The 18,426-nt window shown below is 61.7% G+C and carries 16 protein-coding genes and 1 pseudogene; 9 read left to right on the plus strand and 8 right to left on the minus strand.

Annotation, left to right across the window (positions count from 1 at the left end; all coding sequences use genetic code 11):
- A pseudogene (locus BC360_RS26370) lies at window positions 1–216 on the plus strand (TOBE-like domain-containing protein); the annotation flags it as partial.
- A 62-nt stretch (window positions 217–278) separates the two neighbouring features.
- Here the strand turns inward: BC360_RS26370 and BC360_RS26375 are convergent.
- The 4 genes from BC360_RS26375 to BC360_RS26390 all read right to left on the minus strand — a co-directional run bounded on the left by BC360_RS26375 (window position 279) and on the right by BC360_RS26390 (window position 5,073).
- Entirely contained in the window at window positions 279–1,721 is a 1,443-nt protein-coding gene (locus tag BC360_RS26375; RefSeq protein ID WP_065797434.1) for an amidohydrolase family protein, read from the minus strand.
- Window positions 1,714–2,820: an amino acid ABC transporter permease gene (locus tag BC360_RS26380; protein ID WP_244512925.1), complete on the minus strand. Its 1,107-nt coding sequence runs from the start codon at window positions 2,818–2,820 to the stop codon at window positions 1,714–1,716. The genes BC360_RS26375 and BC360_RS26380 overlap by 8 nt, the downstream gene beginning before the upstream one ends.
- A gap of 3 nt (window positions 2,821–2,823) precedes the next feature.
- Entirely contained in the window at window positions 2,824–3,972 is a 1,149-nt protein-coding gene (locus tag BC360_RS26385; RefSeq protein ID WP_083222740.1) for an amino acid ABC transporter permease, read from the minus strand.
- A gap of 72 nt (window positions 3,973–4,044) precedes the next feature.
- Complete coding sequence (locus tag BC360_RS26390; RefSeq protein WP_065784394.1) at window positions 4,045–5,073, minus strand: amino acid ABC transporter substrate-binding protein; 1,029 nt, start codon at window positions 5,071–5,073, stop codon at window positions 4,045–4,047.
- Between the two features lie 471 nt (window positions 5,074–5,544).
- Between BC360_RS26390 and BC360_RS26395 the strand changes: the two genes are divergently transcribed.
- A complete protein-coding gene (locus BC360_RS26395) occupies window positions 5,545–7,134 on the plus strand; it encodes an ABC transporter substrate-binding protein (RefSeq protein ID WP_065797436.1) in 1,590 nt (529 codons plus the stop codon).
- A gap of 104 nt (window positions 7,135–7,238) precedes the next feature.
- Here the strand turns inward: BC360_RS26395 and BC360_RS26400 are convergent, their stop codons facing one another.
- The 4 genes from BC360_RS26400 to BC360_RS26415 form a co-directional block, all read right to left on the minus strand.
- Entirely contained in the window at window positions 7,239–7,913 is a 675-nt protein-coding gene (locus BC360_RS26400) for an HAD family hydrolase (RefSeq protein WP_065797437.1), read from the minus strand.
- A gap of 127 nt (window positions 7,914–8,040) precedes the next feature.
- The gene (locus BC360_RS26405; RefSeq protein ID WP_065784391.1) at window positions 8,041–8,709 is read right to left on the minus strand and encodes a metallophosphoesterase family protein; all 669 of its coding nucleotides are present in this window, start codon (window positions 8,707–8,709) and stop codon (window positions 8,041–8,043) included.
- Window positions 8,710–8,905: 196 nt separating this feature from the next.
- Window positions 8,906–9,286, minus strand: a complete 381-nt coding sequence (locus BC360_RS26410; RefSeq protein ID WP_065784390.1) for a hypothetical protein — start codon at window positions 9,284–9,286, stop codon at window positions 8,906–8,908.
- A gap of 182 nt (window positions 9,287–9,468) precedes the next feature.
- Window positions 9,469–11,199, minus strand: coding sequence for a phosphoethanolamine transferase (locus BC360_RS26415; RefSeq protein ID WP_065797438.1), 1,731 nt, complete (start codon window positions 11,197–11,199; stop codon window positions 9,469–9,471).
- A gap of 277 nt (window positions 11,200–11,476) precedes the next feature.
- On the opposite strand from BC360_RS26415, the gene BC360_RS26420 reads away from it, so the two are divergent.
- The 7 genes from BC360_RS26420 to BC360_RS26445 all read left to right on the plus strand — a co-directional run bounded on the left by BC360_RS26420 (window position 11,477) and on the right by BC360_RS26445 (window position 18,425).
- On the plus strand, window positions 11,477–12,151 hold the full coding sequence (locus BC360_RS26420; protein ID WP_065797439.1) for a response regulator transcription factor: 675 nt from the start codon (window positions 11,477–11,479) through the stop codon (window positions 12,149–12,151).
- Window positions 12,148–13,518 (plus strand): sensor histidine kinase, encoded by a 1,371-nt coding sequence (locus tag BC360_RS26425; protein WP_065797440.1) that lies wholly within the window; start codon window positions 12,148–12,150, stop codon window positions 13,516–13,518. Before BC360_RS26420 ends, BC360_RS26425 begins: the two co-directional genes overlap by 4 nt.
- A gap of 160 nt (window positions 13,519–13,678) precedes the next feature.
- Entirely contained in the window at window positions 13,679–13,816 is a 138-nt protein-coding gene (locus BC360_RS32250; RefSeq protein WP_161491398.1) for a hypothetical protein, read from the plus strand.
- Between the two features lie 31 nt (window positions 13,817–13,847).
- Window positions 13,848–14,552, plus strand: coding sequence for a CerR family C-terminal domain-containing protein (locus tag BC360_RS26430; protein WP_065784386.1), 705 nt, complete (start codon window positions 13,848–13,850; stop codon window positions 14,550–14,552).
- The gene (gene hlyD / locus BC360_RS26435) at window positions 14,549–15,559 is read left to right on the plus strand and encodes a secretion protein HlyD (protein WP_065797441.1); all 1,011 of its coding nucleotides are present in this window, start codon (window positions 14,549–14,551) and stop codon (window positions 15,557–15,559) included. The genes BC360_RS26430 and hlyD overlap by 4 nt, the downstream gene beginning before the upstream one ends.
- Complete coding sequence (locus BC360_RS26440) at window positions 15,556–17,280, plus strand: ATP-binding cassette domain-containing protein (protein WP_065797442.1); 1,725 nt, start codon at window positions 15,556–15,558, stop codon at window positions 17,278–17,280. The genes hlyD and BC360_RS26440 overlap by 4 nt, the downstream gene beginning before the upstream one ends.
- On the plus strand, window positions 17,277–18,425 hold the full coding sequence (locus BC360_RS26445) for an ABC transporter permease (RefSeq protein WP_065797443.1): 1,149 nt from the start codon (window positions 17,277–17,279) through the stop codon (window positions 18,423–18,425). Before BC360_RS26440 ends, BC360_RS26445 begins: the two co-directional genes overlap by 4 nt.
- Window position 18,426: the final 1 nt, after the last annotated feature.

Raw genomic sequence — 18,426 nt, forward strand, 5'->3', positions numbered from 1 at the left:
CGCGTCGCCGGCACCCGCCATCTCGAACTCGACCTCGGCCGCACCCACCCGCATGCCGAAATCGAGCTGCCGCCCGAACGCACCACAACCCAGGACCGCGCCAGGGTCGCCTTCCGGCCAACGAAGTGGAAACTGTTCAGGGACGGGCAGCCTCTCGTGAAGCCGAAACAGGACGATGCCGCGGCGGTGGAACCACGGTTGGTTGCCCAGGCCTGAGCGAGAGAAAGCGCCGGCATTGCCGACGCTTTCCGAATCGACATCGGCCGGCTGTTAGATTCTTATGAGCGGATCGGCAGCGACAAAGGTGCCAGATCGCGCATCGGCCGTTTCTTCGGATCGTTTTCGGGGGCCTTGCGGCAGGCGTAATCCTGAGCTTCCTGCAGCAGCGCCACGGCGCCGTCATAGTCGATCAAGGTCGGACGCCCATGGCGCACGACGCATTGTCCGTCGACATAAACCTCTTCAATTGCGCGCTCCGCCGCGCAATGCAGCAGATTGCGCAAGGGGTCGTAGACCGGCTGCATGGCGTGATGCTTCAGGTCGATGACGAGAAAGTCCGCTTTCGCACCGACGGCAATCCGGCCGATATCGTCACGGCCAAGCGCGCGGGCGCCGGCAAGCGTTGCCGCTTCGAGGATGTCCGAGGTCGTGACGTCGAACACGGATTTACCGGAAAGCCGGGCGCAGATCATCGCCTGGCGCATTTCTTCCAGCATGTTGAAGGGATAGCTGTCGGTCCCGAGCGCGACATTGACGCCGGCGCGGCGATAGCGCCCGAGCGATTCCAGCGCCATGCCGCTGCGCGAGAAGGTGACGGGGCAATGGGCAACGGTCGTGCGCCGCGCCGCCAGCAGGTCGAGATCGATGTTCGTGCGCTGGCGCGTCCAGGAATGGCTGTCGACGAAGATGCAATGGCCGAGGATCAGGTTGTCGCCGAGGACGCCGAGGCTTTCGAGATACTGCACCGCGGTCAGGCCGGTCCGGCGCAGGAGTTCCTCGTGTTCGGCCATCGTCTGGGCCGAGTGGATGGTGATCGGCATGCCGCGCTTGCGCGCCTCGGCTGCAGCATCCTGCAGCAATTCAGCCGAGCAGGTCTCGATCTGCGATGGCGCCACCACGCCGCCAAGGCGACCGGAGGGATGGGCCGCAGCGACGTCGACCACATCGAGCGCCCTGGCAAAAGCCTCGCGGCCGCGCGCCTTGTCCCAGATAAAATCCAGGCGATGGCTGTCTTCGACATGCCATTGCGCCTCGCGGAAGCCGGGAGCGACAAAGGCGCGGGCGCCACTTCGCGCCAGGGTTGGCAGCCAGCTTTCATGCGGTCCGGCGATGTCCAGCAGGGTAGTCACCCCGCTACGCATCAAATCGCCCAGCATCACGGTCAGCGATGCCTCGATGGCGCCGTCGTCGATCTCCAGTAGGTTGGAATATTCATAAAGAGCGTTGCCCCAAAGCGCTGCGGTACCCGCGTCTTCGAAGATTCCCTTGGAGATCGGCTCCTCGCCGGAGTGGCAATGCACATTGACGAAACCCGGCATCACCATCCGGTCAGCGCCGGAGGTTTCGCGGGCAAAGGCACCATCATAACGTCCGCCGACATGGACGAAACCTGCATCGTCATAGGCGACATCGGCGTCGTTGAGGTAGACATGGCTTTTCGTTTCGGTGTCGAAGCCGATGACGGTATGCGCCTTGCGGATAACGTGAATGTTCTCAGTCATGCGTAGTCCTGAAATATTGCTCGAGGAAACGGCTGTAAGCGCCCATAATAGCACTGAAAAAGAAGTAGATGACGGCAGCAAACACATAGCCTTCAAGCACGGCGATGCCCTGCCATTGCGGATCGCGCATGGCGGTCCGCACGGTATCGAGAAAATCGAGCAGGCCGACGATCGTCACCAGCGTCGTATCCTGGAAGAAGCCGATGAACAGGCCGACGAGCGGAGGAATGACCTTCTTCAAAGCCTGTGGCAGCACGATCTTTCGCATGATCTGCCAATAATGCAGCCCGAGCGAATGGCCCGCTTCGATCTGTCCCTTGGGAACCGCTTGCAACCCGCCGCGGACGATCTCGGCGATATAGGCGGCGGCAAAGAGAATGATCGCCACCTGGGCGCGCAGCAGTTTGTCGATGGTGATGCCATCGGGCATGAACAGCGGCAGCATGACGGTCGCCATGAACAGGATGCTGATCAGCGGCACGCCGCGGACGATTTCGATGAAGCCGACGCCAAGAACGCGGATCGCCGGTAGGCTCGAAGCCCGCGCAAGCGCAAGTGCAATCCCGAGCGGCAAGGCGCAGGCGAGCCCGACGAAGGAGAGCATGAACGATAGTGGCAAGCCACCCCATTGCGTGGTCGGCACGACGGTCAGACCGAACAGGCCGCCGGCCATCAGCGTGTAGAGCGTCGGCAGGATCACAACGATCCAAGTGACGGCAAGCGCCCTGCCCCAGCTGCGCGGAACCATCGATACGCCGCAAGCGCCAAGGAACAGAAGCATCGCCGTCAGCGGTCGCCACTGCTCGTCAAAGTGATAAAAGCCGAAGAAGATATAGCGCAGCTTGGCCGACAGGAACGGCCAGCAGGCCCCGCTTGATGCCTTGCAATCCGCCGGTGCCCCGGAGAAGATCGCGTCGACGAACAGCCAGCCGATCGCGAGCTTGGCAAGCCCGAAGATCATGCCGAGGCACAGAATGGTGATCACGGCGTTGCCCGGCGTTCCGAAATAGGCGGAAAGCCAGGTGCGGTTGCGCGTCGGCGGGCGAGCCGCGGGCGCCATCAGGCTCGGGTCGGCAACGAAACCTTCGAACTGGGCCATGGCTCAGCGCTCCCTCAGCGCAACGCGCGCGTTGTACCAGTTCATCACCAGCGAGATCAGGATGGACAGTCCGAGATAGACGGCCATGAAGATGGCAATCGCTTCGATCGCCTGGCCGGTCTGGTTCATGATCGTATTGGAGACCATCACGAGATCGGGATAGCCGATGGCAATGGCCAAAGAGCTGTTCTTGAAAACCGTCAGATAGGTGTTGGTCAGCGGCGGCACGATGATGCGCAACGCTTGCGGCAGGATAACCAGCTTCAGCGTGCGCGAGCGCGGCAGGCCGAGGGCCGTGGCCGCCTCCCATTGTCCCTTGCTGACGGCTTGAATGCCGGCACGGACGATCTCGGCGACGTTTGCCGAAGCGCTCAGCGTCAGGCCGATCAGCAGTGCCACGAATTCCGGGCGCACGTGGTAGCCGCCGGTCAGGCGGAACCGGCCGAGTTCGGGAATATCAAGGGAGACCGAGATATCGGCGAGCAGCGATGTAGCCGCGAGCGGCACCAGGAAGGCGAGCGTCGCGATGGTGGCGACAGGCGTCTCCTTGCCCGTGGCGATCCGGCGACGAGCCAGGATGCGCTCGATTACGACGGCGGCAGCGATGCCGACGATGAGGGCGACGAGCAGCGCTTCGAAACCGCTTGCCCACCGCATGGCCGGCATGACCAGGCCGCTATTGGACAGGAACACGCCCGGAAGCATCTCGATCGCCTGCCGCACCGGCGGAAACACCGAGATGATCAGCGAATACCAGAGCAAGAGGTATAGGAGCAGCGGAACGTTGCGCAGCGCTTCGATATAGGCAAGCATCAGACGCGACAGAACCGGATTGTGCGACAGTCGGCCGATACCGACGAGTACGCCGAGGATCGTACCGAAAAGAACGGCGAGCGCCGAAACCTTCACGGTATTGGCGATGCCGACAAGGATGGCGCGGCCGAACGTGTCGGTCGGCTCGTAGGCAATCGCAGTCTCGGTGATGACGAACCCCGCCTGGCGCGCCAGGAAGCCGAAGCCGGTGGCAATATCCTGCTTGGCAAGGTTGGCGCTCGCCGTGCTGAACATCGCCCAGGCGACGAAGACAACGGCGCCGATCGCGATTGTTTGGTAGAGGAACGCGCGGATGCGCGTGTCATAGAACAGGGACATGGCGACACGTCTGCCGGGCAAGGGGAACATCAAAGACGGAAAGGCCCGCGCCAGGGCGCGGGCCGACGACTATCAACGGAACGGCGGTGCGTAGAGCAGGCCGCCCTCGCTCCAGCGGGTGTTCGGCCCACGGGTCAGACCGAGCGCCGTCTTGGTGCCGAGGTTGCGCTCGAACACTTCGCCGTAATTGCCGACGCCCTTGACGATGTTGTAGCCCCACTTGTTGTCGAGGTTGAGCATCTTGCCGAGCTCTTCGCTGACGCCGAGCATGCGCTGGATTTCCGGGTCCTCGCTCTTGGCCATTTCGTCGACATTGGCCTGGGTGATGCCGCGCTCTTCAGCCGCCATCAGCATCCAGACGGACCAGGAAACGATATCGCGCCAGTTGGAATCGTTCTGCCGGACCGACGGAGCGAGCGGCTCCTTGGAAATGGTCTCGGGAAGAACGACGTAGTCGTCCGGATTGTTGGCAACCGCACGGATCGACGCCAGGTCAGACCGGTCGGACGAGATGGCTTCGCAGCGGCCCGAGAAGAAGGCGTTGCGGTTCTCATCCGGGTTTTCAAAGACGACCAGTTCGAACTTGCCGCCGATCGAGCGGAAGAAGTCACTGAGGTTCTGGGCCGTCGTGGTGCCGGGCAGCGTGCAGATCGCGGCGTCCGTCAGTTCCTTGGCGCTGTTGACGCCGAGCGACTTCGGTACCATCAGCCCTTGGCCGTCGTAGAACACCGTCGGGCCGAAATCGAGACCGAGCGAGACTTCGCGCGAGAAGGTGTGGGTGGTCTGGCGCGACAGCATGTCGATTTCGCCGGACTGCAGAGCCTGGAACCGGGTATTGATGTTGGTCAGAACGAAATCGACCTTCTCCGGATCGCCGAAAACCGCCGAAGCGACAGCACGGCAGACATCGACGTCGAAGCCCTGCATATGACCCTTGGTGTCTGCGGTGGCAAAGCCGGGCGTGCTCATCGAGACGCCGCAGATCAGCTTGCCGCGCGCCTTGACCGTTTCGAGCGTGGTGGCCGCGCTTGCAGTCGATGCCATGAGGCCGACGGCAATGCCGGCTGCCGTGGCGCAAAGTTTCAGAATTCTTTTCTTCATTTTCCCCTCCCTAATGACGACGACAATCTCAACCCAGCACGGGTCACGCGATCCTCTTCGCATGCCTCCTCCCGCATGGGCCGGCGCCGGGGCTGTACCACCAGCGCCATTAATTGCATACGACAGTCGGATACCAATGACAACATTATTGTATACAATATTGTCGCGCATATTGAATGGCGCCATCGAGGCTATGGGACATGTTTTGCCGATCCTTTCGGCTTGCCCGGGGGCGGCAACCTTGCCTGAGAGAACAAGTTGCGCCAGCAAAAGCTCCGAGCCGTAATGACGCAGTCGGTGGTGCTCGTCGGCCTGATCACCAACGGATGAAGGCAGGGCCGAGAACGACTTCTTCTTCGCCATCTGCGGCATGAACTGTCGTCGCGTGAGAATCTTGCCGGTTTCATCTCCCACACTATCCTGCAACGTTACCGGTATGCCGGGCGCGTCTTGCGAGGGAGGGAGTAAGCGATGCCAACAGAACTGGAATTCATGAGCCGACAGGTTGCAGCGGGCCGCCTGTCACGACGGGAGTTTATGGGCCGGGCAGCGGCGCTCGGCGTAACAATCGCGTCGGCGCAGACATTGCTTGGAAGTGCCGCGCGTGCCGCGGGACCGGTCAAGGGCGGGACGCTTCGGGCCGGGCTAGTCGGCGGCGAATCGACCAACAGCCTGGACCCGGCAACATGGGCAAGCCAAGTGCCCTATACGCTCGGGCGCTGCTGGGGCGAGCAGCTTCTCGAAGTCGCTCCGACCGGCGAGATCGAGTATCGCCTGGCCGAATCCTACGAAGCATCCAGTGACGCAAAAACCTGGAGCTTCAAGATCCGCAAGGACGTCACCTTCCACAACGGCAAGCCGTTGACGCCGGCGGACGTGGTGGCAACACTCGAACGCCACGGCGATGCAGACTCCAAATCGGCGGCCCTGCCCTTCGTGCAGGAGTTCGAGACGATCAAGGCCGATGGCGACAATGTCGTCATCACCTTGCGGCAGCCGAATGCGGACATGCCCTATGTCGTCAGCGACTATCATCTGATGATCCAGCCAAACGGCGGCAAGGACGATCCGAGCGCCGGCATCGGCACTGGCCCGTATAAGGTGGTGGTGAACGAGGCGGGCGTAAAACACGTGGCTGAGCGCCACGAAGGCTATTGGGGCTCGGCCGAACGCGGACACGCCGACCAGGTCGAAATCGTCGTCATCAACGATTCGACCGCGCGAACCGCCGCATTGCAAAGCGGCCAGATGCACATGATCAACCGCATCGAGCCGAAGCTCGTCGAACTGATCAAGCGCCTGCCCGGCGTCGTGATCCGAAATGTACCGGGCAAGGGCCACTATGTGTTCATCGCCCATTGCAACACCGCGCCCTTCGACAATAACGACCTGCGGCTTGCGCTGAAATATGCCGTCGACCGCGAGGAGATGGTGGCAAAGGTCCTCGGCGGATATGGCACCGTCGGCAACGACACGCCGATGATCAAGGGCTATCCGCTTTTCGACAACGACATCGAACAGCGGGTCTTCGACCCTGATAAGGCGAAATTCCATTACAAGAAATCCGGCCACGACGGCGCCGTTCTGCTGCGCACGTCGGACGTCGCCTTCCCCGGCGCCGTCGATGCCGCCCAGCTTTTCCAGATGAGTGCTGCCAAATGCGGCATCACCATCGACCTGAAGCGCGAGCCGGGCGACGGCTACTGGTCGGACGTCTGGAACAAGCAGCCTTTCAGTATGTCCTATTGGACCGGCCGGCCGACGCAGGATCAGGTCTACTCGATCGCCTATTTGTCGAAGGCCGAATGGAACGACACGCGTTTCCAGCGCGAAGACTTCGACAAATTGATCTTCGCTGCCCGCGGCGAACTGGACGAGGCCAAACGCAAGGCGATCTATCGCCAAGCGGCAATGATGTTGCGCGACGACGGCGGCGTCATCGTGCCGATGTTCAACAACTATATCGACGCCACCAACGACAAGGTCGGCGGCTGGGTCGATGATCCGAACGGCGAACTGATGGGCGGCCACGCCTTGACGAAATGCTGGGTCACGGCCTGAGCCGAGAGACGGAAAAGCCGGAGGCCTTGATCGGGCGCTCCGGCTTTCATCAGCTTCTCGACGCAGCGCCCCCCGATGCGGCCCGCGTCGATCAATAATAGCGTTCAGCGACGGCGGCGCAGCGACAGCATGCCGTCGTCGGCAACGCCCGCCTCGATGTCGCTGTAGCGGGCGAGCGTCATGTGCGGCGTGTCGGCGGCTGCGGCATGTGCGCCTGTGATCACGATGATTTCGGCGCCGGCGGCCTTACCCGCCAGAATTCCGGCGGGAGCATCTTCGAAGACGATGCAGTCTTCCGGGCGCACGCCCAGTTTCTCGGCGGCCAGCAGATAGCCTTCTGGATGGGGTTTTCCCACCGACACATCTTCGCCGGTGATCATCAGGTTCGGGATGGGGATGCCCGCGGCCGCGAGGCGGCGAACGGCAAGGTCGAGCGGCGCCGATGTGACGATCGCCCACTTTTCCGGTGGCAGCGAGTTGAGGAAGGCGATAGCGCCCTCGATCTCGATGATGCCTTCGACGTCGGCGATTTCAGCGAGCGCAAGCTCGTGCGCTTCATGCTCCGGATCGACACCCGGCAATTCGAGCGTGCGGATCGTATCGACGGCGCGAACGCCGTGTACCGTCTTCATCATTTCCACGGGATCGAGGCCATTGCGGACAGCCCAGGCGCCCCATACACGTTCGACGACGGCCATGGAGTTGAGCAGCGTTCCGTCCATATCGAACAGAAGAGCGGCGAAGTTCTTGGCAAAAAGAGAAGAAGGCGCGGTATCCAACGGTAATCCCCTGAAGCTGCGATGATGGGCGAAAAAGCCCGCCCGACAGTTCCGGCACACCTACAGGCTGGGGCGCGGGGGCACAATGCAATTCGGCATGCCTGCGATCATCTTCGGCAACGGTCAGTTACGAATGGTCAGCGCCAGGCCCGGTGCTTAGAAAGCCGATCGGACCACCCGGGACGTCATCGTCAAAGATCGCGCAGGAAAGACTGCCGCCGAACACCGCGGCTGAATCGACATTTGTGCGGTTGCCCACAGTGCGCGGGTTGGATCGACTCGGTGTGTGGCCATGGCAAAGATGCTTGCCCCAATAATCGCCCGAATAATCGTCAGGCCGTCTGATCCAGAGGAAGATCTCGTCGCCCTGTCGCTCCAGCGGCATGGCTTCATCGACGCCCGCGTGGACGAAGATGCGAAACCGCTCGACGATAATGGAGGGAAGCTGCAGCAACCACTTCAGATGCGTCCCCGGAATGACATTGTCGTAGGATGCCAATGTTTCGATGCCGCCGTTGACGAGCCACCAGTCGACATCGCTCTCGCCGCTCCGGGCGCCGAGCAGCATTTCCTCATGGTTGCCTTTCAGCGTCAGCCAGGACCAGCCTTCCTTCTGGGGGCCGGCCATGATCAGTTCCACCACGCCACGGCTGTCGGGGCCGCGGTCGATCATATCGCCGAGAAAAATCACCCTGCCTTCAGGCGCATAGGCTTCGATCTGCCGTAGAAGCGCCTGAAGTTCGGCCAGGCAGCCGTGGATATCGCCGACGGCAAAGGTCAGGTGCAGCGCGCTCATGCGCCAGTCCTCCGGAACTCGACGAAAGGGTTGTCGCCGTAACGTATGTTCGACGCTTGGATACGAGCGCCGATAGACTGCACGGATGGCGGAAACACGGCAAGGCCGGCAATGATCAAGCCCGCACAATAGGTAACGCGCCGATCAGGGACCGCGCGTCGCGTTCGGTTCGAACTGGATCGCGAAACCGCAGCGACTAACGGCGTGAATTGCCCTTGGCGATCGCCGAACTGGCGATGGAAACCGGGTCACTTGCCGGAAAGGTATCTTCGAGACCTTCGTCGAGCTGTTCTTCCATTGTTTTCCGATCATGCGCGGTCCGCGCATTGGGCAGTGGCTGCATCGCCGCTGAGCTCGGACGTGGGCGATCGGACGCATCCAACAACCTTTCATCGGCGCCAAGTGCCGCCGACAGAATGTCCTTTGCCCTGGCCACGGCATTCAACCGGTTAAGCGATGCATCCGCGTCCTGCGGACATGTGACCGTGACGACTTCGCCCTCGGCACCAACGAACTCGACCGTGAAGCCGGCCTTGCCGCCGCGTTCAGCGGAAACCTGAATTCCGACGATCTGCATCAATCTCTCCCTCTGCGAAAGGATAGATCGCGGGCACCGATTGGTGCCGGCGTCTCTACCAATACTCGTTGGCGTCCGCTTTTGCGGGCGTAAACGAGTAGACATGCAAAGAAGTCTGTAGACCGATGCTTTGTTCCGAAAGCCGATCAGATTTGTACTGGATCCGACAGTCGAAGCACCCGTTAGAGTGCCTTGGCGCCCGGCATGGCCGTCGCCGGGACGACCGCTGCCGGCAAGTCCTTTGCCGTATCGGCGGCCTGAAATGCCGACACGCTTGGTTTGCCTAGCGGGCCCTGCCGGGTGCAGTTCGCAAATGCGTCAAGGTCGCGGTTGTAGACCTTCGTCTCGACATCCATCATGCCAAGCACAGTGTGGAACAGGTTGTCGTGCGATTTCGGCTGGTCCGTCTCTTTGGCGAGGCAGCTCGCGTCGATGCCCATTGCCGTCTGATAGGGCTTCGAAAACCAGGAGACGAAAGGAACCTGCGTCTGCTCGCGCGGCGCTATCGCATAGGGCGCGCCGTGCAGATAGATGCCGTTCTCGCCGAGAGATTCGCCATGATCGGACATGTAGATCATCGCGCCCGAGATGTCATTTTGATGCTTCTCCAGAAGGCGGGCAACGCTCGCCAGCACATAATCGGTGTAGAGGATGGTGTTGTCGTAGGCGTTGGTGATTTCCTCGACCGAGCATTTCATCAGCTCAGGCGTGCGGCAATCCGGCTTGAACTTCCGGAATTTCTCGGGATAGCGCAGATAGTAGGACGGACCGTGGCTGCCGAGCTGGTGCAGGACGATGACGCTGTTCGATTTGGTCGCCGACAGCTTCTTGTCCAGTTCGCCCAGGAAAATCTCGTCAAGGCACTCGCCATTGTTGCACAAGGGGCTGTTCTTCTGGTTCGTCATGCTGGCAAAGCTGATGAGATCGGCGATGCCCTTGCTGCCGGTGTTGTTGTCCCACCACGACACGGAAACGCCGGCGCGGGTCAGAACGTTCACGAGGTTTTCGGTCGAACGTGCCTTCCAGTCGGTATACTCGTTGCGCGGATAGACAGAGAACATGCAGGGAAGCGAGATTGCCGTCGCCGTGCCGCAGCTTGTCGTGTCGGTGTAGTTGATCACCCCGAGCGATTTGAGTTCCGGATTGGTTTCTCTGTCATAACCGTTGAGCGAGAAATTCATCGCCCTGGCGGTTTCGCCAGCAACCACCACGACGACGACCGGCTTGCCTGCCGCGGCAACACGCGCGCCTTGCCGGGCGTCGGTGCCCAGTGGCTGCACGACAATATTGCGCTCCTTGTAGATCGAAGATGCATATCGAACGGCGGCGGAGACCGGCCCGGTCGGATTGAACCGCTTCATCAGATCCTTGTGCTCGCGGATGACATAGGCAACGCTGGCAAAATCCGAATAGATCAATCCGCCGCTGATGAGCAGGCACGGTATGATGATGGCAAGATTGATAGCCGCCTTGGGCAGCAAGCGCCGATGGCGGACCTTGACCCAGACCACAAACACTGAAGGGATGACTGCGTAAAGCAGCAAGTGCAGCATCAAGCTGCCGGTCAGAAGATGGCTCGCCTCCGCCTGAGTGGTGACCGCTGCATTGCCGATCATGTCCTTGTCGATGATCACGCCGAAGTAATCAACGAAATAAGCAGCGGCCCCTGAAACGACGATGAGGAAGATCAGTACCGGTTTGATGACGTACTTGGCCGATGCAAGCGTCAAAACCGCAAAGGTGGTGAGCGCCAGTGCGGCGCCGAAAGACAGAAGCGACAACCGCGAATTATCGAAGTAGCTGGCGGCGTGCGACCAGAAGGAATTGTTGGTGACAACGAGCAAATAGATACTGACGATTGCACTGAGGGCAACGCTGCCGAGCTCTGGCCGGCGAATTCTTCTGACGATCAAAACAGTCTTCTCCTGCTGCAACTGCCTGACCGTCTTCGCTTTGCGGCCAGCATGTCGCGGGCATTCAGTTGAGGCGGAGGCCGCGTCATGCGGGGTCGCCGGTTCGATTGCAGCCTCCCCCTGCCTCGTCGAGATACGCCCGGTAAGCTGTCGAAACCCCGTCAAGATTGCTCATTGCCTCCCCGGCACCCGCTTTGGTTGGCCTGCGCAAGGGAGTTGGCAGCCTCTGAGAAAGCCCATATGGTCGAACCAAGAATGGTCATGCCGAGACGACTCGATGCGCCTGCTCCTGGTTGAAGACAGTCCGCGACTGGTAGAACTGGTCGGAGAAACCATGCGCGACGCGGGCTGGCGGCTCGATGCGGTGTCGAGCGTTTCGGACGCCGAGGCAGCCATCGCGGCTCAGGAACACGATCTGATTCTGCTCGATCTCGGCCTGCCCGATGGCGATGGCCTGGAGCTCTTGCGCCGCGTTCGCCAGGAATATCCGAGCTTGCCCGTCTTGATCATCACAGCGCGCGGATCGGTCGATGAGCGCATCGCTGGACTGGATGCCGGCGCCGACGACTATCTCGTCAAGCCCTTTCACCACCGGGAGCTCTTGTCGCGTTGCCGCGCGATGTTGCGGCGAAATCCGCAAGCGGTGCAGCCGGTACTCGAGGCTGGGGCTCTGCGCTACGATCCTGCAACCGCAGACCTGACATGTGACGGCATTGTCGTGCCACTGCCCCCCCGCGAACGCTCGCTGATCGAAATCCTGATGCGGGAAGTCGGCCGCGTCGTTCCCAAGCGCAAGCTCGAAACCGCGCTTTCGGAGTATGGCCAGGAGATCAGCCCCAATGCGCTGGAGCTTGCCGTGTCCAGGGTCCGCAAACGGCTGCAGGCCCACGAGACCGGCATACAGATCGAGACCGTCCGAGGGATCGGCTATCTGCTCAGGCGAGCCTCATGAAAAAGCCGAACCCATCGCTGATCAGCATCGTCGCCCGTCGCATCGTGGCGTTCTCGCTGCTCGCCATGGCAATCCAGATCGGCGTCGTCTTTGCAGACTATTGGTTCGACGATGACAAGCTGACCGTTCTGATGCTGCAGCAGGAAACGGAAATACTGGCGACGGCGATCCGCATCCGTGATGGCGTCATCAGTTACGAGTTTAGTCGCGAACTGAGCGAACGGTATCTGGCCCCTCACGATCGCGATGGATCGATTTTTCTCCGCGTGCGAACGGAACCGGGAACTCTGCTCTATTCAAACTGCACCACGGAATGCGCCGAGCATTTTCTTCCGCTCGACCTCGACGCGCCCAATTTCTGGAAACGGCTTATTTCGCCCGGCAAACCCTTCAGTGTTGCCGGCGGCCAATCGTTCGAACGCGACGGCGCGACGGTTCTGATCGAACTGGCGATCCTCAAGGATCCAAACGGCTTCATGTACAGCGCACTGCTGCACGAGATGTTCGATTCGATGATCGTGCCGATGACGTTGATGTTCTGCCTCGTCATCGGCGCGACGATCTGGTCGATCCGCAGTGCCCTAAAACCGGTTGCCATGGCGGCTGCGGCAGCGGACCGATTGGATCCCCGCGACAGCGGTGCTCGCCTGCCGCTCACCCGCATGCCCGAGGAGATCGCCCGCCTCGTCAGTGCCGTCAACCGCATGCTGGCGCGTGTCGCCGACCTGATCCAATCCCAGAAACTGTTCTCCTCTTCCATTGCGCACGAGATCCGGACCCCGGTTTCGATCGCAAAGATGGAACTCAGCCACATCGACGACCCCCGTGCCCGCAATGCCGAGCGCGACCTCGATGCCCTCACGCATATTCTCGAACAATTGACCTCGCTTGCCCGGGCCGACGCCGTCGATCCTTCGGCCTATCAGCAGGCCAGCCTCTCGCAGATCGGCGCGAGCCTTGCAGAGGCGATCGCGCCCTTTGTCTTCGATCACGACAAATCGCTGGAATTCGTCGACGAGGGAACGCCTGCGGTAACCGTTATCCCGGCGCTCGTCGAGAACATGCTGCGCAACCTGATCGAGAACGCGGTAAAGCATAATCCCCCAGGCACCCGCATCGTGCTGACCTGCGGCCCCGGTGCGATCGTCAGCGTCGAGGATGACGGCAAGGGGCTCGTCGATCTGCCGGAGCATCACGAAGATCTCGGTTACATCAAGCGATCGGGCCAGCTCGGCCTCGGCTTGAAAATCGTTCAGCGCATCAGCGAACTGCATGAGGCCCCGATCACAATGGAGACCGCGCCCGATCGGGGCACGAAGATAACCATCGACTTCTCTAGCGCACGATCAGACGGCGTGCAGACGTGACGACCGATATGGAGGAGACCAACGCCAGCAATGCTTCCGATGCGGGCGCCGTGCGTATATTTTAATCCGTCGCGTTTCTTTGGATGCAGACGTCCTGCCCAATTCAGAGGCATGTGCTATTGGCCTGGGCAATCAGTGGTTCCACCGCCCGCGAGTTTCCATGCCGAGGGCCAGTGCCTACCTCAAGCGTTTCATCCCATCGCTCGCTCCCGTCAGCCATATGGAGCGGCTGCGCGCGTCGCTTGGCGCCCTTATCGGCATTCTTCTGACCGGCTTCGTCGGATATTCATTCGATTGACTTACTTGTCCGGGCAGCGTAATATGCGCACATGAAAAAGAACGAAACCTCCCAGTCCGCACGCAAACCCGATCGCGGCGATGCCACGAGGGAGAAGTTGCTTTCAGCGTCCATCGACATCTTCGGACGTTACGGCTTCGACGGCGCAAGCACGCGCAAGCTGGCTGATGCGGCCGGCGTCAACCTGCAGGCGATCCCTTACTATTTCGGCGGCAAGGAAGGTCTCTACATCGCCGCCGCCGAACATCTGGCCGCGATCATCGGCGGACATGTCGCCGATCTGCGAACGGTCATCCTTGAGCGCCTGGCACGACTTGATGCGGAAGGTGCCGCGATGAGTCCGAAGGAGGCACGCGCCCTGCTGACGCAGATGGTCCAGCGCATGGTCGGGCTCTTCGTCAGCCGGCAGTCCGAGAGTTGGGCCCGTTTCATCATCCGCGAACAGATGGAGCCGACGGAAGCCTTCGCACGCGTCTACGAGAACATCATGGGGCCGATGATCTCAATGGCCGGCCGGCTGGTCGGCACGATCCTTGGCGAGGACCCGGCGTCGCAGCAAGTGCGGCTCAGGACGCTGTCCTTCGTCGGCAGCATCCTCGTCTTCCGCATGGCGCATGCCGCACTGCTGCGACAGATGCAATGGGATGCCGTCGGCCCGGCCGAACTCGAGACGCTGCAGCGGCACGCCGCCAACCTCGTCGAAGTGCTCGGCGAAAATGCGGAGCGCCAGCCATGAACAGAAAGACACTCATGCCCGTCGTCCTGGTCGCGGGAGCGGTGGCCGCAGGCTGGTGGTTGGAGCTTCCCTCGCGGCTCGGCTGGACCGAGCGGCGGCCGGCCTCGGTGCTTTACGGCAACGTCGATATCAGGCAGGTCTCTCTCGGCTTCCGCGTCAGTGGGCGCATAGACAAACTGGCAGTCGACGAGGGCGACCCGGTCAAGCCCGGTGATATCCTCGGCACGCTGGATGCCACGCCTTTTCAGCAGGCGGTCGACGCGGCGGAGGCGGACCTTGGCGCATTGCGTGCCAATCTCGAAAAGCTGAAAGCCGGCGCGCGCAAGACCGAGATCGCTCAGGCGCGCGCCGTCCACGAGGAGCGGCTCGCTGAACTCCAGAATGCCAATCTGGCCTATCAGCGCGCCCGGCAATTGCGACCGAATGATACGATCTCGCAGGCGAACCTCGATGAAGCGAGCGCCGCGCGGGCCGCGGCTGCCGCACGCACCACCTCCGCTCGCGAAGCGCTCGCACTCCTCGAGGAGGGAAGCCGGGTTGAAGACATCGCCGCTGCAGTTGCTCAGGTTCGGGCTGCCGAAGCCAGGCTGGCGAGCGCACACACGTCGCTTTCCGATACGCGGTTGCTGGCACCGAGCGACGGCATCGTGCTTTCGCGCGTCCGCGAACCCGGCGCCATGATCGCGCCATCGGATACGGCCTACGTGATTTCGCTGAGCGAGCCCGTCTGGGTCCGTGCCTACGTCGCCGAACCCGACCTCGGGCGGGTACATCCCGGCATGAAAGTCGAGATCATCTCGGACACGGCTCCGGATCGGCCGTATGAGGCAACGGTAGGCTTCATTTCTCCCGTTGCCGAATTCACCCCGAAGTCAGTCGAAACACCGGAACTGCGCACTGATCTCGTCTACCGCCTGCGTATCGTCGTGACGAAGCCGGGCGCGGATCTGCGCCAGGGCATGCCCGTCACCGTGCATCTGCCAGAGGCTGAAAGAGGCGCATCATGACCGACGAGCCCTTCGTGCGGATCTCCGGCGTCGTCAAGCGTTTTGGCGACGGAGCACCCGCGCTCGATCATATCGACGGGGAAATTCTTGGGGGCCGCATCACCGGCCTTGTCGGCCCCGACGGCGCGGGAAAGACCACCCTGATCCGCTTGATGACCGGTCTGATGCTGCCTGACGAGGGAAATGTGGACGTACTGGGATTCGACACCGCGCAAGATCCCGCCAGCATTCAGGCGTCTATCGGCTACATGCCGCAGCGCTTCGGCCTCTATGAAGACCTGAGCGTACAGGAAAACCTCGATCTTTATGCGGACCTGCGCGGCCTTCCTCTCGCCGAGCGCACGGCGACGTACGATGAACTGCTCGAATTCACCGACCTCAAGCGCTTCACATCCCGGCTGGCGGGCAAACTTTCGGGTGGCATGAAGCAGAAGCTCGGGCTTGCCTGCGCATTGCTGCGCAAGCCGCGGCTGCTGTTGCTCGATGAGCCGGGCGTCGGCGTCGATCCGATCTCCCGTCGCGACCTCTGGAAGATGGTCGAAAACCTGACCGCCTCCGGTATCGGCGTCGTCTGGTCGACAGCCTATCTCGACGAGGCGGAAGCCTGCGATGGCGTGTTGCTGCTGAATGAAGGAAGGTTGCTTTTTTCCGGCGTCCCTTCCGAGTTGACGGGACGCATCGCTGGTCGCGTCTTCAAGATCTCCGGTACAACGGGACGGCGACGCGATGCGCTTGCGCGTTATCTTGACGAAGACGGCGTCGTCGATGGCGTCATCCAGGGTGAGGCCATTCGCCTGGTCATGGCATCAGGGGCAACACCACCGTCGGCGAATGCCGGGCTCGCGCCGCAGGCGACCGTGACGCCACCACGTTTCGAAGATGCGTTCATCGACATGCTGGGCGGCGGCCCCGGCGGGCATTCGAAACTGGCCGAGGCGCAGAAGCCGTTTGCGAACGAGAGCGGCAAGCCGGTGATCGAGGCTCATGGGCTGACAAAGCGCTTTGGTGATTTCACCGCTGCCGACGATATCACCTTCGACATTCCGCGCGGCCAGATCTTCGGACTTCTAGGTCCCAACGGCGCCGGAAAATCGACGACGTTCAAGATGCTCTGCGGATTGCTGAAGCCGAGCGCCGGCGAAGGTCGGGTCGCCGGATTCGACCTGCGCCGGGATGCGGCCGAAGCCCGCAACCGCCTCGGCTACATGGCGCAAAAATTTTCGCTCTACGGCGATCTCAGCGTCGCGCAAAACCTGAATTTCTTTGCCGGCGTCTATGGTTTGTCCGGCGAACGCAAGAAGGAGCGGACACGGTTGATGGTCGAGATTTTCGGCTTCGGCCGCCTGCTCGACATGTCCGCCAAGGACCTGCCGCTCGGCCTCAAGCAGCGCCTCGCCCTTGCCTGCGCCGTTCTGCACGAACCGGAAGCCCTGTTTCTCGACGAGCCGACTTCGGGCGTCGACCCGATCACCCGACGCGAGTTCTGGACCCATATCAATGGCCTCGTCGAAAAGGGCGTGACCGTGCTGGTCACCACCCATTTCATGGACGAGGCCGAATACTGCGATCGGATCTCGCTCATCTATCGCGGGCGCTCGATCGCGCTCGGTGCTCCCGACGAATTGAAGAAACAGGTGGCCGACGCGGCCTGCCCCGACCCGACGATGGAAGACGCCTTCATCGCCCTGGTGCAGGGGTCTGAGGAAAGGCAGGCGGCATGATTACGCCCGCACCGATCGAAACGCAGACGACCGGGCGCGGACGCCGCTTTGTCGCGCTGGTGCGCAAGGAAAGCTACCAGATCGTCCGCGACCCGAGCAGCATCCTCATCGCCTTCGTCCTGCCGCTGATCCTTTTGTTCCTGTTCGGCTATGGCGTGTCACTCGATACCACGCAAACGCGCATCGGCCTCGTGGTGGAACAGGAAACGCCCCTGACGCGCGATCTCGCCGCCGGCTTTCAGGCATCACGCTACTTCTCCATCAGCCTTGGCCGCGACCGCCGCGATTTCGAAGACGATCTCGTGCTTGGGCGTATTCGCGGCCTCGTCATCATCCCTGCCCGCTTTGAGGCAGATCATGCGGCGGGCCAACACCCCACATTGCAGGTCCTCGTCGACGGCTCGGACCCGAACACCGCCAACTTCGTCCAGAATTACGCACAGGCGACAGTCGCCACCTGGGAGCGCCAACGGCTCGAAGACGACGCAGGTCGTCCGCCGGCGATTTCTGCCGAGCAGCGGTTCTGGTTCAATCCGGAGCTGACGAGCCGGAATTTCCTCGTCCCCGGTTCCATCGCCATCGTCATGACGCTGGTCGGCACGCTCTTGACCTCGCTGGTCGTCGCGCGCGAGTGGGAGCGCGGCACGATGGAAGCGATGATGGCAACGCCGGTATCGGCGGCGGAACTGCTGGCCGGCAAGCTCCTACCCTATTTTCTACTCGGTCTGACCTCGATGACGCTCTGCGTGCTCCTCGCCGTTTTTCTCTTCGGCGTGCCGTTCCGGGGCTCGGTTGCCGCACTCTATGCGCTTTCGGCGACGTTCCTGATGCCGGCGCTCGGTCAGGGGCTGTTGATTTCCGCGGCGACCAAGAACCAGTTCCTGGCCTCACAACTTGCGCTGATCTCGGCCTTCCTGCCAGCGTTCCTGCTGTCCGGCTTCCTGTTCGAGATCAACTCCATGCCCTCAGTCATCCAGTGGATCACCTTCATCGTGCCGGCGCGCTATCTCATTCCGAGCCTGCAGACGGTGTTCCTGGCCGGCGACATCTGGCCGATGTTCCTGCAGGCGATCGCCGTCATGCTGCTGATCGGCTGCGTCTTTTTCGCGCTCGCAGCCCGAAGCACCCGCAAGAGGATCGGCTGAC

Source organism: Ensifer sp. LC163 (assembly GCF_001695855.1).
Taxonomy (GTDB): Bacteria; Pseudomonadota; Alphaproteobacteria; order Rhizobiales; family Rhizobiaceae; genus Ensifer.

Coding starts and splice junctions, on each gene's coding strand:
- BC360_RS32250 (WP_161491398.1), top strand. CDS start 13,679: ATGCCGAGGGCCAGTGCCTACCTCAAGCGTTTCATCCCATCGCTCGCT.
- BC360_RS26430 (WP_065784386.1), top strand. CDS start 13,848: ATGAAAAAGAACGAAACCTCCCAGTCCGCACGCAAACCCGATCGCGGC.
- BC360_RS26420 (WP_065797439.1), top strand. CDS start 11,477: ATGCGCCTGCTCCTGGTTGAAGACAGTCCGCGACTGGTAGAACTGGTC.
- BC360_RS26390 (WP_065784394.1), bottom strand. CDS start 5,073: ATGAAGAAAAGAATTCTGAAACTTTGCGCCACGGCAGCCGGCATTGCC.
- BC360_RS26385 (WP_083222740.1), bottom strand. CDS start 3,972: ATGTCCCTGTTCTATGACACGCGCATCCGCGCGTTCCTCTACCAAACA.
- BC360_RS26375 (WP_065797434.1), bottom strand. CDS start 1,721: ATGACTGAGAACATTCACGTTATCCGCAAGGCGCATACCGTCATCGGC.
- BC360_RS26440 (WP_065797442.1), top strand. CDS start 15,556: ATGACCGACGAGCCCTTCGTGCGGATCTCCGGCGTCGTCAAGCGTTTT.
- BC360_RS26425 (WP_065797440.1), top strand. CDS start 12,148: ATGAAAAAGCCGAACCCATCGCTGATCAGCATCGTCGCCCGTCGCATC.
- BC360_RS26410 (WP_065784390.1), bottom strand. CDS start 9,286: ATGCAGATCGTCGGAATTCAGGTTTCCGCTGAACGCGGCGGCAAGGCC.
- BC360_RS26395 (WP_065797436.1), top strand. CDS start 5,545: ATGCCAACAGAACTGGAATTCATGAGCCGACAGGTTGCAGCGGGCCGC.
- BC360_RS26380 (WP_244512925.1), bottom strand. CDS start 2,820: ATGGCCCAGTTCGAAGGTTTCGTTGCCGACCCGAGCCTGATGGCGCCC.
- BC360_RS26445 (WP_065797443.1), top strand. CDS start 17,277: ATGATTACGCCCGCACCGATCGAAACGCAGACGACCGGGCGCGGACGC.
- BC360_RS26405 (WP_065784391.1), bottom strand. CDS start 8,709: ATGAGCGCGCTGCACCTGACCTTTGCCGTCGGCGATATCCACGGCTGC.
- hlyD (WP_065797441.1), top strand. CDS start 14,549: ATGAACAGAAAGACACTCATGCCCGTCGTCCTGGTCGCGGGAGCGGTG.